General features: G+C 70.4%; 14 protein-coding genes. 10 read left to right on the forward strand and 4 right to left on the reverse strand.

Annotated elements, in window-relative coordinates; genetic code table 11:
* Positions 1-26: 26 nt before the first annotated feature.
* On the reverse strand, positions 27-1820 hold the full coding sequence (locus A3CE_RS0128995; protein ID WP_020643606.1) for a DEAD/DEAH box helicase: 1794 nt from the start codon (positions 1818-1820) through the stop codon (positions 27-29).
* Between the two features lie 230 nt (positions 1821-2050).
* Here A3CE_RS0128995 and A3CE_RS0129000 point away from each other — a divergent pair, with 230 nt between their 5' ends.
* Both A3CE_RS0129000 and A3CE_RS0129005 read left to right on the forward strand, forming a co-directional pair.
* Positions 2051-2704 carry a ferritin-like fold-containing protein gene (locus A3CE_RS0129000; RefSeq protein ID WP_020643607.1) on the forward strand — a complete coding sequence of 218 codons (654 nt, stop codon included), beginning with the start codon at positions 2051-2053 and terminating at the stop codon, positions 2702-2704.
* Positions 2705-2823: 119 nt separating this feature from the next.
* A complete protein-coding gene (locus A3CE_RS0129005; protein WP_013223016.1) occupies positions 2824-3054 on the forward strand; it encodes a DUF3107 domain-containing protein in 231 nt (76 codons plus the stop codon).
* A gap of 69 nt (positions 3055-3123) precedes the next feature.
* Here A3CE_RS0129005 and A3CE_RS0129010 read toward each other — a convergent pair whose 3' ends face one another.
* Together A3CE_RS0129010 and A3CE_RS0129015 are read right to left on the reverse strand one after the other, a co-directional pair.
* Positions 3124-3432 (reverse strand): DUF4873 domain-containing protein, encoded by a 309-nt coding sequence (locus A3CE_RS0129010; protein ID WP_020643608.1) that lies wholly within the window; start codon positions 3430-3432, stop codon positions 3124-3126.
* Positions 3429-4193 (reverse strand): TetR/AcrR family transcriptional regulator, encoded by a 765-nt coding sequence (locus A3CE_RS0129015; RefSeq protein WP_020643609.1) that lies wholly within the window; start codon positions 4191-4193, stop codon positions 3429-3431. Before A3CE_RS0129015 ends, A3CE_RS0129010 begins: the two co-directional genes overlap by 4 nt.
* A 55-nt stretch (positions 4194-4248) precedes the next feature.
* On the opposite strand from A3CE_RS0129015, the gene A3CE_RS0129020 reads away from it, so the two are divergent.
* Positions 4249-5157, forward strand: coding sequence for an AurF N-oxygenase family protein (locus A3CE_RS0129020; RefSeq protein ID WP_026468974.1), 909 nt, complete (start codon positions 4249-4251; stop codon positions 5155-5157).
* A 94-nt stretch (positions 5158-5251) separates the two neighbouring features.
* Here the strand turns inward: A3CE_RS0129020 and A3CE_RS0129025 are convergent, their stop codons facing one another.
* A complete protein-coding gene (locus A3CE_RS0129025; protein WP_020643611.1) occupies positions 5252-5878 on the reverse strand; it encodes a TetR/AcrR family transcriptional regulator in 627 nt (208 codons plus the stop codon).
* Between the two features lie 113 nt (positions 5879-5991).
* Here A3CE_RS0129025 and A3CE_RS0129030 point away from each other — a divergent pair, with 113 nt between their 5' ends.
* The 7 genes from A3CE_RS0129030 to A3CE_RS0129065 all read left to right on the forward strand — a co-directional run bounded on the left by A3CE_RS0129030 (position 5992) and on the right by A3CE_RS0129065 (position 15622).
* On the forward strand, positions 5992-7032 hold the full coding sequence (locus tag A3CE_RS0129030; protein WP_026468975.1) for an alpha/beta fold hydrolase: 1041 nt from the start codon (positions 5992-5994) through the stop codon (positions 7030-7032).
* 80 nt (positions 7033-7112) lie between these two features.
* Complete coding sequence (locus A3CE_RS0129035) at positions 7113-8291, forward strand: DUF3152 domain-containing protein (RefSeq protein WP_020643613.1); 1179 nt, start codon at positions 7113-7115, stop codon at positions 8289-8291.
* Between the two features lie 88 nt (positions 8292-8379).
* Positions 8380-9555: an adenylyltransferase/sulfurtransferase MoeZ gene (moeZ, locus tag A3CE_RS0129040; protein WP_020643614.1), complete on the forward strand. Its 1176-nt coding sequence runs from the start codon at positions 8380-8382 to the stop codon at positions 9553-9555.
* Between the two features lie 142 nt (positions 9556-9697).
* Positions 9698-10495: a TIGR02569 family protein gene (locus A3CE_RS0129050; RefSeq protein WP_020643616.1), complete on the forward strand. Its 798-nt coding sequence runs from the start codon at positions 9698-9700 to the stop codon at positions 10493-10495.
* A gap of 263 nt (positions 10496-10758) precedes the next feature.
* Complete coding sequence (locus tag A3CE_RS0129055; protein ID WP_020643617.1) at positions 10759-12807, forward strand: molybdopterin oxidoreductase family protein; 2049 nt, start codon at positions 10759-10761, stop codon at positions 12805-12807.
* Positions 12804-14231: an FAD-dependent oxidoreductase gene (locus A3CE_RS0129060; RefSeq protein ID WP_026468976.1), complete on the forward strand. Its 1428-nt coding sequence runs from the start codon at positions 12804-12806 to the stop codon at positions 14229-14231. Before A3CE_RS0129055 ends, A3CE_RS0129060 begins: the two co-directional genes overlap by 4 nt.
* On the forward strand, positions 14228-15622 hold the full coding sequence (locus A3CE_RS0129065) for a nitrate/nitrite transporter (protein WP_020643619.1): 1395 nt from the start codon (positions 14228-14230) through the stop codon (positions 15620-15622). Before A3CE_RS0129060 ends, A3CE_RS0129065 begins: the two co-directional genes overlap by 4 nt.

A 15622-nucleotide genomic window follows, 5' to 3' on the forward strand; every position in this document is an offset into this window, starting at 1 on the left:
GTACCCGAACCCCCGATGGAGAAGCTTCAGTCTGCCGACGCAGGTGTATCAGACGTCGCGGCGGGACGGCGACGGCGGCGCCGCCGGGCCGGCCGCTCGGCGTTCTCGCCCGATTCCTTTTCGGTGGCCGGGCCGGTCGCCTCCGGCGCGGTGCCGCGGGTGCGGCGACGCGACCGGGTGCGTCCCTCCGAGGCCGGAGCCTCATCAGGAGAAGCGGCAGCGGCGTTGTCCGCCGTCTCGATCGCCTCGGCCGAGTGCGCACCGCCGCGGGTGCGCTTGCGCGGGGTCCGGGCGCGCTTGCGCGGCGCTTCTTCCGAAGCGGCAGCCTCGTCGGCCTTCCCACGGCCACGCGGGCCACGGCGCTTGCCGCCCAGGTCCTCTTCCTCCTCGGCGGCCAGGCCGGCCCGGGTGCGGTTGGCCAGCGGCAGCCGGCCCTTCGTGCCCTCCGGAATGCCCAGGTCCTCGAACAGGTGCGGCGACGACGAGTACGTCTCCACCGGCTCCGGCTTGTCGAGGCCCAGGGTGTCCGAAATCAGCTTCCAGCGGGGCATCTCGTCCCAGTCGACGAGCGTGACCGCGACACCGGTGCGACCCGCGCGGCCGGTGCGGCCGATGCGGTGGACGTAGGTCTTCTCGTCGTCCGGGCACTGGTAGTTGATCACGTGCGTGACGTCGTCGATGTCGATGCCACGGGCCGCGACGTCGGTCGCCACCAGCACGTCGACCTTGCCGGAGCGGAACGCGCGCAGTGCCTGCTCACGCGCGCCCTGGCCCAGGTCGCCGTGCACGGCGGCCGCGGCGAAACCGCGCTCCACCAGGTCGTCGGCCACCTTCTGGGCGGTGCGCTTGGTGCGGCTGAAGATCATCGTCAAGCCGCGGTCCTGAGCCTGCAGCACGCGGGCGATAACCTCGGGCTTGTCCATCGAGTGCGCCCGGTAGACGAACTGGGTGGTGCGCTCGTGGATCGCGCTCGCGTCGTTCTCTTCGGCGCGGATGTGCGTCGGCTGCCGCAGGAACGTGCGGGCCAGCGTGATGATCGGGCCGGGCATGGTGGCCGAGAACAACATGGTCTGCCGCTCGTCCGGCACCATCCGGAGGATGCGCTCGATGTCGGGCAGGAAGCCCAGGTCGAGCATCTCGTCGGCCTCGTCGAGCACCAGGCCGCGGACCTTGCCGAGCACCAGGTGCTGCTGCTCGGCCAGGTCGAGCAGGCGGCCCGGCGTGCCGATCACGACGTCGATGCCCTTGCGCAGGGCCTCGATCTGCGGCTCGTACGGGCGGCCGCCGTAGATGGCCAGGGTGCGGATGCCGAGGTGCTTGCCGGCGCCCTTGAGGTCGTTGGCGACCTGGATGCACAGCTCGCGGGTCGGCACCACGACGAGCACCTGCGGGGTGCCGTCGCCGGGGACCTGCACGCGGTGCAGCAGCGGGACGCCGAAGCCGAGGGTCTTGCCCATGCCGGTGCGGGCCTGGCCGATGAGGTCGTCGCCGGCCATGGCCAGGGGCAGGGTGAGCTCCTGGATGGCGAACGTCCGCTCGATGCCGGCCTCGACGAGGGCCTTGACGATCTCCGGCTTGACGCCGAAGGACGCGAAGGTCGGGGCTTCGGGCTCGACCTCGACGCCCGCCTGAAGCGGGTGCGAGGTGTCGAGCGCGGCCGGGCCGGTCTCGCTGTGTTCCAGCGCGACGGCGGGGGTCTGTTCGGTTGTGGGAATTTCTGCGGTCAGTGTGATCGCCTCTCTCGTGACCAGCGCGCACAGCCGTAGGTCCGCTCGACACTCGACCGGGAGTAAACCCTGGTCCCTGGCGCTGATCTTCAAGCGCGGAACCGGTCCGTCCCGGGAATGCCGGAAGAGGCGTGCACGCACATTGCAGTACGTCGGCAAGCCACGTGACCTGCCTGTTCCCGACGCCTGTATGGCGTACGGAAGCTTGATATCGGACGCCAGTGTACCTGGTCAGCAGTTTTTCGACACTACCCGGCACGCCGGAACCAGTGTGATCGGTCTCGTCGCGGCACGCCCGGGCGCTTCGGCGATACCCTGCCCCCGTGACCGAGCCGAAAGAGATCTCCGAAGGCGTAGTCGACCTTCTGGGTGTGATCGCCTATCTCGAACTGTCCGCGTTCGACCGGCTGGCGGAGGACGCGCACAGCGCCCCCACCCTGGCCGGGCGTGCCGCGCTGGCGACCATGGCGGCCGCCGAGATCGGTCACTACGGCCTGCTGGCCCAGCACCTGGCCGCGCAGAGCGTCAAGATCGAGGACGCGATGGCGCCGTTCGTGGCCCAGGTCGACGCCTGGCACGCCTCGACGCCCCCGAAGTCGTGGCTGGAATCGCTGGTCAAGGCCTACGTCGGCGACGGGCTGGCCGCCGACCTCTACCGGGAGATCGCCAGCTGGCTCGACCCGGAGACCAAGGACCTCGTGCTCACCGTGCTCGCCGACACCGGCCACTCCGCGTTCGCCGAACGCGAAGTCGCGGCCGGCATCGAAGCCGACCCCAAGACCCGTGACAAGCTCGCCCTGTGGGGCCGCCGCCTGCTCGGCGAGGCCCTGACCCAGGCCCAGTACGTCGTCGCCGAGCGCGACGGGCTGGCCGAGCTGATCATCAACGGCTCGGGCGACCTTTCCGGAATTGCCGCGCTGTTCCGGCGGTTGCAACAGGGGCACACGAAGCGCATGCAGGCGCTCGGCCTGGGCTGAACCCGATGGAGTACCCGGAAGTGACGACGCGGTCGGGCGCGGATATGCGCCACCGGAACGAGCCGGTTCGGTTAGCCTTGGCCGGCACATCCCTTACGAATTTCCAGCGGAGGTCCCACGTGGAGGTCAAGATCGGCATCAAGGACACGCCGCGCGAGCTGGTCGTGTCCAGTGGCCAGTCTCCCGAAGAGGTGGAGAAGCTGGTCGCCGAGGCCCTGACGGCCGGTGACGGGCTCTTCCGCATCAACGACGAGAAGGGGCGCAAGTACATCGTCCCGTCCGACCGCATCGCGTACGTCGAGATCGCCCCGTCCGACGTCCGCAAGGTCGGCTTCGGCGTCGGCGACTGACTCGTAGCCCAAAAGCCGTGAAGGCCACCTTGACGAACTACAAGTTCCTCAAGGTGGCCTTCACGGCTTTCAGGCGTTGAGTTCATCGAGGGTCGTGGGGACGTGGAACGGCGGCGTGCTCGTGCCCGTGACGCGGTAGCGGCCCCACGGATCGGGGTCGGAAAGTTCCCCGGTCGCCGAGTAGGCGCCGGCCTGGATCGACACCGGCTTCTTCTTGCCGCCGGCCAGGCGGGTCAGCTCGTCGTTCACCGCCACCCGGCCGTACCAGCGGTAATAGCCGTCGATCGGCTGGAAGTAGCCGCGCAGCTCGACCGTCGCCGTCAGCGAGACGCCGTCGACCACCAGGGTGGCCGGACCGCTGTAACCGTCTTCGCTCATGACGTCTCCTCCAGCGGATTCGCGCGGCCCAGCTGGACCACCTTGTTGGCTTCCAGGGGCAGGTTGGGGTCGACGACCACGCCGTGCTGCCTGGTCAGGCCGTCGATGGCCGCCCAGATGATCTGCGTCAGGTACTCGACGACCGAGTCGCGGCTCATCGACCGGCGGTCCAGCCACCACTCGCCCGTGTTCTGGACCATGCCGACGATGCCGTGCGCCCACGGCTCGGCCGCGCCGGAGTCCATATTGAACATCCGCATGTAGTCGCCGAGCAGCGCGGTCAGCGCCGTCGCGATCAGCTCCTTGTCCTCCGCCACGACGTCCGACGAGACCGGCTTCTCCGGCCGGCCGTGCGCCAGGAGCCGGTAGAGGTTCGGGTGCTCCTCGATGACGGTGAAGAACGCGTCGAGCGCCATCCGGATCCGCGGCACCGGCGCCAGCTCGGCGTTGATCGCCGGGATCAGCCGCTCGAAGAGGATTTCCGTGCCGCGCTGGCCGAGCGCCACGTACAGGTCGGCCTTGTCGTCGAAGTGCCGGTACAGCACCGGCTTCGTGACGCCGGCCTCCGCGGCGACGTCCTCCATGCCGAGGTCGGGGCCGTGCGTGTCGAGCGCCCGCAGCGCCGCCTCGACGAATTCCTTGCGCCGGGCGATCCGGTGCTTGCGCCAGCGGTCCCGCCGGGCGTCGCCGGTCGCCTCCTCGCTTCGGGAGGACTTGCCGGCCTGCTTGGTGCGCTTGACACGTTCGATCACGAGAGTCATGCTACGCACAGGTAACTGTTACCTCAAGTTACATGTCGCGAAAGGGGTGTCGGCGATGACGCGGACGCTGAAGGAACCGGATCGCGAGAAGACCGCGGACCGCCTGCTGAAGTCGTCGGCGAACAAGTTCTACGACCCCGACGTCGACATCGACTGGACCGCGCCGCTGGTCGAAGGCAAGCGGTTCATCCTGGAGGAGCGCTCCTCTCTCTACGGCACCGAACTGTGGGACAAGCTGACTCCCGAGCAGCGCATCGAGCTGGGCAAACACGAGGTCGCGAGCGTCGCGACCACCGGCCTGTGGTTCGAAATCCTCCTGATGCAGATGCTGCTCAAGGAGGTCTACGAAGAGGACCCGACGTCCGCGCACGCCCAGTTCGCGCTCACCGAGATCGCCGACGAATGCCGGCACTCGACGATGTTCGCGCGGATGGCGTCGCGCATCGGCTGCCCGGCGTACGGCCCGGTGCCGTGGCTGCGGCGCCTGGCGAAGCTCATGCCGACCATCTCCTACGGCCCGGCGCGCTACGGCGCGATCCTGGTCGCCGAGGAAGTGCTGGATCGGCTGCAGCGCGAGCAGATGAACGACGAAGGCGTGCAGCCGCTGGTCCGGATGGTCAACCGGATCCACGTGCTCGAGGAAGCCCGGCACGTCACCTTCGCCCGCGAAGAGGTCACCCGCGGCATGGCGAAGCTGTCGAAGGCCGAGATCGCCTACCAGCAATTCATCATCGCGCTGATCTCGTACTTCGTGACGCGGGCCTTCATCAACCCGGACGTCTACAAGGCGGTCGGCATCCGGCCGCGCGACGGCGTCGAAGCGGCGCTGACCAACCCGCACTGGCAGGGGACGATCGCGTGGGCCGGGGAGAAGATCATGCCGTTCCTGCGGGAATCGGGCCTGGTCGGGCTGCCGGGGAAGTACTTCTGGCGCAAGTCCTTCCTGCTCCCGGCGGGCCGATGACGGCCGTCCTCTCGCCCGGGTGCCGGTGAGCCGAAAGCCGTGAATGGCACATTGAGGGACTTCAAGTCCCTCAATGTGCCATTCACGGACCTGGTCAGGAGTCCTTGAGGGGGAAGCCGCCGCCGATGCCGCGCCAGGCCAGGTTCGCCGTCAGGGCGACGGCTTCCTCGCGGCTCATCGACTGGTGGTGCTGCAGCCAGAAGCGGGCGCTGACCTGGCTCATCCCGACCAGGCCCACCGCCAGCAGCCGCGCCTTGTCCTCGTCGAGGCCCGCGTCCGCGGTGATCGTTTCGGTGATCGCGTCCACGCTCGCCGACGTCGCGCGGTCGACCGCTTCCTGGACCGACGGCTCGCCGCGCAGGTCGGACTCGAAGACCATCCGGAACGCGCCCGCGTCGTTGCTGACGAAGTCGAAGAACGCGCCGACCGTCGCCGGGACGCGCTGCTTGTTCTCCGTCGTCGAGTCCAGCGCGTTCTGGACGCGCTTGACCAGCTCGTCGACGTGGCTCTCCAGCAGCGCGATGTACAGGTCGAGCTTGCCGGGGAAGTGCTGGTACAGCACCGGCTTCGAGACGCCCGCGACCTCGGCGATCTCGTCCATCGCGGCGGCGTGGTAGCCGTTCTCGGCGAAGACCCGCTGCGCCGCGGCGAGGAGCTGGGCCCGGCGCTCGGTCCGGGGCAGCCGCACCCCACGTTGCTGCAGCCGCGTCATCTCCGTCATGCTCGTCCTCCCGTCATCGCTTCTTCGACGGGCGGGGTCGCCACCGCGTGAAGTCGCCCTGAAGATTACTCGCCGGTACGTGTGCCGCGCCAAGGGTCGGGCATTCTGGACTCGTGAAGACCCCCGTGCGGGCCCGGCCGCCGCTGACCCACGTACCGCTCTCGAGCAGGGCCTTGCCGTCGCTCGACCCGGTTCCGCCGCCGTGGCCGGCGGCCTTCGAAGAGGTGGGCACCGCCCGGCTCCACGTCCGCCGCACGCCGGGCCCGGACGGCGTGCCCGCGGTCTACGTCCACGGCCTCGGCGGCTCGTCGACGAACTGGACCGACCTGGCCGCGCTGCTGGCGCCGGTCGCCGGCGGCACCGCGCCCGACCTGCCCGGCTTCGGCTACTCCGAGCCGGAGGAGGGCTTCGACTTCACACTCCAGGCTCACGCGGACGTCGTGGCGAGGCACATCGAAAACGGCTTTTCGGGGGCCCGGGTGGCGCGGCCCCCGGCCCGGGGCGAAGCCCCGGATGTCACAGCCGTCGGCGGGCCGGTGCACCTTTTCGGCAACTCCATGGGCGGGGCGATCGCGCTGCTGGTCGCGGCCCAGAAGCCGGAGCTGGTGAAAACGCTGACGCTCATTTCGCCCGCGGTGCCCGACCGGCGGCCCGACCCGCGCCGGCTGTCGGACCCGCGGATGGCGCTGGCCTACCTGCCGCTGGTCGGTGCGCGGGTGCGGGCCCAGCTGGCCGCGCTCGGCCCGCGCGAACGCGCCGCGCAGGTCATCAAGCTGTGCTTCGCGGACCCGTCGCGGTTCCCCGAGAGCCGGCTCGACGAGCTGACCGAGGAACACGGCGCCCGCGCCGGGTTCGCCTGGGCCGCGCCCGCGATGGCGCGCAGCACGTTCGCCATCTTCCGGGCGTGGTCGACGCTCGGGAAGGCGTCGCTGTGGTCGGTCGCGCCGCTGGTCCAGGCGCCGACCCTGGTCATCTGGGGCCGCGAGGACCGCGTCATCTCCGTGAAGCGCGCCGTGCGGACCGCACGGGCGATCCCGCGGGCCCGGCTGCTCGTGCTCCCGCGCACGGGGCACGTGGCCCAGATGGAACGCCCGGTCGTCGTCGCGAAGGCCGTACTGGGCATGTGGGAGCACGTCGAAGCGGCCACTTGGTAGCCCGATCGAGTGACGGTGAGTCACTCGATGATCCGCCAGTCGCCGATAACGGTTCGGTGGCGCTGTGGCACCCTGGTGCGGTGGACCGGGTGAAGCAGGACGCGCGAGGCGAAGATCGGCGCGCGCCCCATCGCGCGTCGGCCCGCCGGACGCCGGCCACCGGAGACCACACCGACCACCCCCGCACCGGGCAGTACCGCCCGTCGAAGACGCCGGCCCCGCGCGCCGACGAAGACCGCTACCGCCCGGGTGGGCGGCGGACCAGCGCCGAGCCGCTGAGCGCGTCGTGGAAGCCGCAGGTCCCGGACAAGCCGGAGCGGGAGCAGGACCCGCCGCCGAAGTCCGGCCTCACGAAGCTCACCAAGACCTACGGCTGGCGCGTCTACGCCCTGCCGATCCTGGTCGTGCTGACCGCGCTCGTCGTGGTCAACACCGCCACCAGTCCGGCCCAGCCGATCGCCGAGCAGGGCGGCACCGGCGGCGCCGCCGCGTCCGGCGTCGAGTCGGCGGGTGGCGACGGCTCCGGCGGCGCCATCGACGGCAACGGCGAGCAGGCCATCCCGGAGAACCCGGCCACGCCGGTCGACCTCAAGGTGCCGACCGCGGACCTGCCGAACGGCATCCCGTTCACCCAGGCCGGCACCGGCCAGTGGCACGTCGTCCCGGGCACCGGCCCGAAGATCGGCACCGGAAAGCTGTACACGTACACCGTCGAGGTCGAGGACGGCATCGACCCGTCGAGCTACGCCGGTGACGACGCCTTCGCCTCGGCCGTCCAGGGCACCCTGTCGAACCCCACCCAGGGCTGGACCTGGGACGGCAAGATCGCGTTCCAGCGGGTGGACGGCAACTTCCCGAACCCGTCGTTCAAGGTGAGCCTCACCACGCCGGAGACCACCCACCGGCCGGACGCCTGCGGCTTCCAGATCAAGTTCGAGGCCTCCTGCTACCGCAAGAGCCTCGGCCGGGTGCTGATCAACCTGGCCCGCTGGGTGCGCGGCGCGAAGGCGTACGGCCCCGACATGACCGGGTACCGGCAGTACGCCATCAACCACGAGGTCGGGCACGCCCTGGGTAACCAGCACGTCGGCTGCGGCGGCAACGACCAGCCGGCGCCGGTGATGATGCAGCAGTCGTTCGGCGTCAACGACGACTACGTGTCGATGCTCAACGACATCCCCGGCGGCGACAAGGGCAAGGTGGCCAAGGACGGCCGCATCTGCAAGACCAATTCCTGGCCGAACCCCACGCCCCAGTAGTTCCCAGCATCTGGACCTGGGAAGGCTTATTTGCCCGCGCGCGTTGTGCATAGTGGGATGGACGCGATCCGCGCGAGATGGAGGACCCATGTCAGCACTGCCGCCGCTCGTCGAGCCGGCTGCCGAGCTCACCAAGGAAGAGGTGGCCCGGTACAGCCGTCACCTGATCATCCCGGACGTCGGGGTGCCCGGGCAGAAGCGGCTGAAGAACGCGAAGGTCCTAGTCATCGGCGCCGGCGGGCTCGGCAGCCCCGCGCTGCTGTACCTGGCCGCCGCCGGGGTCGGCACGCTCGGCATCGTCGACTTCGACGTCGTCGACGAGTCGAACCTGCAGCGCCAGGTCATCCACGGCCAGTCCGACGTCGGCAAGCTCAAGGCCGCGTCCGCGCAGGAGTCGATCGCGGAGATCAACCCGCTGGTCAAGGTGCACCTGCACACCGACCGGCTGGACTCGTCGAACGCGCTCGAGATCTTCGAGCAGTACGACCTGATCGTCGACGGCACCGACAACTTCGCCACGCGCTACCTGGTCAACGACGCCGCGGTGCTGCTGGGCAAGCCGTACGTCTGGGGTTCGATCTTCCGGTTCGAGGGCCAGGTCAGCGTGTTCTGGGAGGACGCGCCGAACGGCAAGGGCCTCAACTACCGCGACCTCTACCCGGAGCCGCCGCCCCCGGGCATGGTCCCCTCCTGCGCCGAGGGTGGCGTGCTGGGCGTGCTGTGCGCGTCCATCGGCTCGATCATGGTGACCGAGGCGATCAAGCTCCTCACCGGCATCGGCGAGCCGCTGCTCGGCCGCCTGATCAGCTACGACGCGCTGGACATGAAGTACCGCGAGGTCAAGATCCGCAAGGACCCGGACACCCCGAAGATCACCGAGCTGATCGACTACGAGGCGTTCTGCGGTGTCGTGTCGGACGAGGCCGCGCAGGCGGCGTCGGGCAGCACCATCACCCCGGCGGAGCTCAAGGCCAAGTTCGACAGCGGCGAGAACTTCGCGCTGATCGACGTCCGCGAGCCGCACGAGTACGAGATCGTCAACATCAAGGGCGCGACGCTGATCCCGAAGGACCGCATCCTCTCGGGCGAGGCGCTGGCGGAGCTGCCGCAGGACAAGCCGATCGTGCTGCACTGCAAGTCGGGCGCACGGTCCGCGGAGGCGCTCGCCGCGCTGCACGCGGCCGGCTTCAAGGACGCGACCCACCTCGGCGGCGGCGTGCTCGCCTGGGCGAAGCAGATCGACCCGAGCCTGCCGACCTACTGACAGTGGTAGTTCGTGAAGGCCACCTTGAGGAACTTAGAGTTCCTGAAGGTGGCCTTCATGGCATTTCGGGCGCTCGGCAAAACCGTGCGTGACCAGCGCGTCTTCTCGATCGGGGAACACCCGGCCGGGTAACGTCACGGCCGTGCGGTCAACCCTCGAACGTCCTCCGGCGCACGTCTGCGCGGCCTTCGGCGGCCCGGCCGACGGCGGCGAACGCCTGCCGGACTCGACGGCGTGGCGCTGCGGCGACCTCGTGCTCAAGCCGGTCACGGACAAGGTCAGGACACTGTGGACCGCCCACGCGCTCGACTACGTCCGCGAGCCGGGCCTGCGGGTCGCGAAGCCGGTCCGGTCCACCGACGGCCGCTGGATCGTCGGCGGCTGGACGGCGTCGCGGTTCGTCCCCGGCACGCCCGAGCACCGCGGTGACGCGTCGGTGCTGGCGGCGGTGAAGCTGCACCGGGCCACCACCGGCCTGCCGCGGCCGGGCTTCCTCGACGCACGCACCGACGTCGACGCGGTCGCCGACCGCGTCGCCTGGGAGGAATTCGAGGTCCCTCTGGAAGAGACGAAGGGCGGCCGCTGGTTCGAGGTCCTCGCCGGCGCCCGTCGCTCGATCCGGCTGCCCGCGCAGGTGGCCCACGGCGAGTTGCTGGCCGGGCTGCTGTTCGACGGCGACGACATCCCCGGCGTCGTCGACTTCGTGCCGTACTACCGGCCGGGCGAGTACGGCGCGGCGATCGTCGCGGTCGACGCGCTCGCCTGGGGCGGAGCGGGCCGCGACCTCCTGGAGCGCTGGGCGCACCTGCCGGAGTGGCCGCAGCTGCTGCTGCGCGCGGTGCTGTTCCGGCTTGCGTCCAACGCGCTGAACCCGCGTTCGACGCAGGCCTCACTGGACGGCTTGCGTGCCGCGGCGCGTGAGGTGTCCGGCGTCCTGTGAGGCGCTGTCACACCAGTGTGGACGACACGCGTACCTGGATGGACGACACGGTGTTCGGCCGCTTGTGACCGGCGTCGCACCGATCGCGCGTCATGTCGGTTTTGGCCCACTGACCTCCCGAGTCCCGGCAGGTGGACGGCGATCTCACCGGCCGGGCGCCGGAAACATCGCCGCAATGTCAACTGCCTGAAACATTCGGTCGAATCCGGTTAACACGGCCTCCTTAGCGTCAGGGGAACCCCGAGACGCCGAGGAGGTGCCCGATGCCGCAGGTCGAGACCCACTGCCCGTACTGCGCGCTGCAGTGCGGGATGAGCCTCGAGGGCACCCGCGTGACGCCGCGGGACTTCCCGGTGAACGCGGGTGGCCTGTGCCAGAAGGGCTGGACCTCCGGCAGCCTGCTCACCTCCCCGAAGCGGCTGACCACCCCGATGATCCGGGTGGACGGCGCACTCGAGCCCGTCAGCTGGGACTTCGCGCTCGACCACGTCGCTCGCCGGCTCGTCGAAATCCGCGAAAACCACGGCCCGGACGCCACCGCGATCTTCGGTGGCGGCGGGCTGACCAACGAGAAGGCGTACCTGCTCGGCAAGTTCGCCCGCGTCGCGCTCGGGACCTCGCAGATCGACTACAACGGCCGGTTCTGCATGTCCTCGGCCGCCGCCGCGGGGATCAAGGCCTTCGGGGCCGACCGCGGGATGCCTTTCCCCGTAACGGATCTGAAGAACGCCGACGTCGTGCTGCTCGCCGGGGCGAACCCGGCCGAGACGATGCCGCCGTTCATCCAGCACCTGCGCGGTACCGACCTCATCGTCGTCGATCCGCGGCGCACCCCGACCGCCGAGCTGGCGAGCCTGCACCTGGCGCCCGCGCCGGGCACGGACCTCGCGCTGGCGCTGGGCATCCTGCACGCCGTCGTCGCCGACGGCCACCTCGAACAGTCCTATGTGGACGATCGGACGAGCGGGTTCGAAGAGATGTGGCGGATCGCCGCGAGCTGGTGGCCGGAACGCGCCGAGCGCGTCACCGGCGTCTCGGCCGCCGACATGCGCCTCGCCGCGGCGAAGCTCGCCGGCGCGCGCAACGCCTACATCCTCACCGCTCGCGGAACCGAGCAGCACGCCACCGGCACCGCGACCGTCGGCGCCTGGATCAACCTCGCGCTTTCCCTCGGCCTGCCGGGCCGGAACGGCTCCGGTTACGGCTGCCTCACCGGGCAGGGCAACGGCCAGGGCGGCCGCGAACACGGCCAGAAGGCCGACCAGCTGCCCGGGTACCGCAAGCTCGACGACCCGGCCGCGCGCGAGTACGTCGCCGGTGTGTGGGGTGTCGACGCGGACAGCCTGCCCGGCCCCGGCCGTTCGGCGACCGAGCTGCTCGAAGCGCTCGGGCAGGAGAACGGCCCGAAGGCGCTGATGGTGTTCGGCAGCAACGTGGTCGTCTCGGCGCCGCGCTCGCAGCGCGTCCAGGAGCGGCTGGCTGCCCTGGATCTCCTGGTCGTCGCGGACTTCGTGCTGTCGGAGACCGCGGCGATGGCCGACGTCGTCCTGCCGGTGACCCAGTGGGCCGAGGAGCACGGCACTCTCACCAACCTCGAAGGCCGGATCCTGCTGCGGCGCAAGGCCCTGGACGCGCCGCCGGGCGTCCGGTCCGATCTGGACGTCCTCAACGGGCTCGCCGAGCGGCTCGGCCAGCCGGACGGCCGCTTCCCCACCGACGCCGAGACGGTGTTCGAGGAGCTGCGGATCGCGTCGAAGGGCGGGATCGCCGACTATTCCGGCGTCAGCTACGACCGGTTGCGCGCGGGCGAGGCGCTGCACTGGCCGGTGCCGGAGAACGATCACCCCGGCACCCCGCGGATGTTCCTCGAGTCGTTCGCCCACCCCGACGGCCGCGCGCGGTTCGTGCCGGTCGAGCACACCGGCCCGGCCGAGGTGCCGGACGACGAGTTCCCCTTGCAGGCCACCACCGGCCGCGTGCTCCAGCACTACCAGTCGGGCGCGCAGACCCGGCTGATCGGCGAGCTCAACGACGTCGTGCCGGAGGTGTTCGTCGAGGTCCACCCGGACACCGCCAAGCGCGCCGGCCTCGAAGAAGGTGACCCCGCGAGGATCCGGTCCCGGCGTGGCGAGACCGTCGCGAAGGTGCGGTTCGTCCAGAGTCTCAAGCCCGATCTGGTCTTCCTGCCGTTCCACTTCCCCGGTGAGCAGCGCGCCAACCTGTTCACCAACCCGGCGCTCGACCCGGTCAGCCGGATGCCGGAGTTCAAGGTGTGTGCCGTTGCCCTGTCTACTGTGGATGGTGCCGCATGAGTCCCCGTGAAGTCGTGATCGTCGGGTACGGCATGGCCGGTGCCCGGCTGGCCGACGAGATCCGCCGCCGCGACCCGATCGCCGAACGCGTCCGGCTGACCGTGCTCGGTGCCGAGAAGCACGCCGCCTACAACCGGGTGCTGCTGTCCGCCGTCGTCGCGGGCGGGATGAGCGCCGAAAGCGTCCGCCTGCACGACGACGAGTGGGCCCAGCGGCACAACATCGACCTGCGGCTCGGCGTCGACGTCGCCCGCATCGACCGCGAGAAGCGCTGTGTCGAACTCGGCGACGGGGCATGCGTGGACTATGACGCGCTCGTGCTCGCCACCGGCGCCAACCCGTGGATCCCGCCGGTCGAAGGCCTCGAAGCGGGCCCCGGCGTGGTCGCGTTCCGCAGCCTCGACGACTGCGCCAAGATCCTCGACGCCGCCCGTTTCGGCGCGCCGGTCGCGGTGCTCGGCGGCGGGCTGCTCGGCCTCGAAGCCGCCCGCGGCCTGGCCGGGCGCGGCAACCAGGTGACCGTCGTGCACCCGCTGGGGCACGTCATGGAACGCCAGCTCGACCCGGCCGCCGGGCACGTGCTGGCCCGGCAGCTCACCGACATGGGCGTGACGTTCAAGTTCGGCGCCACCGCCGCCCGCTACCTGCCCGGCGACGGGCTCAAGCTCGACGACGGCACCCTCGTCCCGGCCGACCTGGTCGTCGTCGCCGCCGGCGTCCGCGCCGAGACGCGCCTGGCCGTGGAAGCCGGCCTGGACGTCGACGGGGCGATCGTCGTGGACGACACGCTGCGCACCAGCGACGGCCGCATCCACGCCCTCGGCGACTGCGCCCGTCACCCCGGTGCGCCGGCCGGGCTGATCCAGCCCGCGTGGGAGCAGGCGTCCGTGCTGGCCGACGTCCTGACCGGCACGAACGCGGCCGCCCGCTACCGCGGTACGACGGCCGTCACCCGGCTCAAGGCCCGCGGCATCGACCTCGCCGCGCTGGGCGAGACCCAGCTGCAGGCCGGTGACGCCGACGTCGAGGTGCTGACGTTCAACGATCCCACCGGCGGCCGGTACGGCAAGCTCGTCGTCCGCGAAAACCGCGTCACCGGGGCGATCCTGCTCGGCCTGCCCGACGCGGCCGCGACGATCACCCAGTTCCACGACCGCGGCACGCTGCTGCCCGACGACCGGCTCGCCGTCCTGCTGGGCCGCGCGCTGCCCACCGGCTCCACCCCGGCGGCGAGCCCGGCCGACCTGCCCGCGGCGGCGGTGATCTGCCGCTGCAACAACGTCACCAAGGGCCGGCTGATCGAAGCCTGGAAGGCCGGAGCCACCGACACACCCGCACTGGCGCGGGCCACGCGAGCCACGACGGGATGCGGCGGGTGCACCGACACCGTCGGCGGCATCGCGAACTGGCTCGCCGCGCAATGACCACCACGAACCGCCGCACGAAGGAGAAAGCCGTGGCCCACCAAGGAAAGCACTGGATCGAACACTGGGAACCCGAGAACGAGGAGTTCTGGGAATCCACGGGCAAGAAGATCGCCCGCCGCAACCTCTGGTTCTCGGTCTTCGCCGAGCACATCGGCTTCTCCATCTGGACCCTGTGGTCGGTCATCGTCCTGTTCATGGGCAAGAACTACGGTTTCTCCCCCGCTGACAAGTTCCTCCTGGTCTCGACGCCGACGCTGATCGGCGGCCTGATGCGGCTGCCCTACACCTTCGCCGTGGCGAAGTTCGGCGGCCGCAACTGGACGGTCGTGTCGGCCGTGCTGCTGCTGATCCCGACCACGCTGGCCGCGATCGTGCTGCACCCCGGCACATCGCTCGGCACGTTCCTGCTGGTCGCGGCCCTCGGCGGCGTCGGCGGCGGCAACTTCGCGTCGTCGATGACGAACATCAACACCTTCTATCCGGAGAAGCACAAGGGCTGGGCACTGGGCCTCAACGCCGGTGGCGGCAACCTCGGCGTCGCGGCGATCCAGCTGGTCGGCCTTCTGGTGATCGGCACGGCTGGCGCGACCGCGCCGCGGCTGGTGCTCTACGTCTACATCCCGCTGATCGTGATCGCCGCGGTCTGCGCGTACTTCTACATGGACAACCTCGCCACCGTGAAGGGCGACACCAAGGCGATGCGCGAGGTCGTCAAGGACCCGCACACCTGGGTGATGTCGTTCCTCTACGTCGGCACGTTCGGCTCGTTCATCGGCTACAGCTTCGCCTTCGGCCTGGTGCTGCAGAACCAGTTCGGCCGCACCCCGCTGCAGGCGGCCGCGGTCACGTTCCTCGGTCCGCTGCTCGGCTCGATCTCGCGGCCGGCCGGCGGCTGGCTGTCCGACCGCATCGGCGGCGGCAAGATCACCTTCTTCACGTTCGTCGGGATGGCGCTGGCGACGGTCGTGCTGATCCTGGCCTCGACGTCGAAGTCGCTGACGCTGTTCACGGTCGCCTTCATCGTGCTGTTCGTGCTCACCGGCATCGGCAACGGCTCGACGTACAAGATGATCCCGGCCATCTTCCGCGCCAAGGCGAAGGTCGCCATCGCGAACGGCGCCGAAGAAGCGGCTGAACTGCTCAAGGCGCGGCGCCTGTCCGGCGCGTTGATCGGCCTGGCCGGTGCGATCGGCGCCGAGGGCGGCCTGTTCATCAACCTGGCCTTCCGGCAGTCGTTCGCCGACGCGAAGAGCGGGGTGCCCGCCTTCATCGGATTCCTGGTCTTCTACGGGCTGTGCTTCGCCGTCACCTGGGCGGTCTACCTGCGCAAGCCCGCCGAACAGCCCACGAGTGAGCGCGGTCTGGCGCTCGCGGGAGCGGAGGTCTGA

Origin of the sequence: Amycolatopsis balhimycina FH 1894, assembly GCF_000384295.1 — a bacterium.
Taxonomy (GTDB): domain Bacteria; phylum Actinomycetota; class Actinomycetes; order Mycobacteriales; family Pseudonocardiaceae; genus Amycolatopsis; species Amycolatopsis balhimycina.

Bases quoted from the DNA above. Each gene is read 5' to 3' on its own strand.
- A3CE_RS0129060 (WP_026468976.1), top strand. From the start codon at position 12,804: ATGAGTCCCCGTGAAGTCGTGATCGTCGGGTACGGCATGGCCGGTGCC.
- moeZ (WP_020643614.1), top strand. From the start codon at position 8,380: ATGTCAGCACTGCCGCCGCTCGTCGAGCCGGCTGCCGAGCTCACCAAG.
- A3CE_RS0129020 (WP_026468974.1), top strand. From the start codon at position 4,249: ATGACGCGGACGCTGAAGGAACCGGATCGCGAGAAGACCGCGGACCGC.
- A3CE_RS0129055 (WP_020643617.1), top strand. From the start codon at position 10,759: ATGCCGCAGGTCGAGACCCACTGCCCGTACTGCGCGCTGCAGTGCGGG.
- A3CE_RS0129010 (WP_020643608.1), bottom strand. From the start codon at position 3,432: ATGAGCGAAGACGGTTACAGCGGTCCGGCCACCCTGGTGGTCGACGGC.
- A3CE_RS0129025 (WP_020643611.1), bottom strand. From the start codon at position 5,878: ATGACGGAGATGACGCGGCTGCAGCAACGTGGGGTGCGGCTGCCCCGG.
- A3CE_RS0129015 (WP_020643609.1), bottom strand. From the start codon at position 4,193: ATGACTCTCGTGATCGAACGTGTCAAGCGCACCAAGCAGGCCGGCAAG.
- A3CE_RS0129065 (WP_020643619.1), top strand. From the start codon at position 14,228: ATGACCACCACGAACCGCCGCACGAAGGAGAAAGCCGTGGCCCACCAA.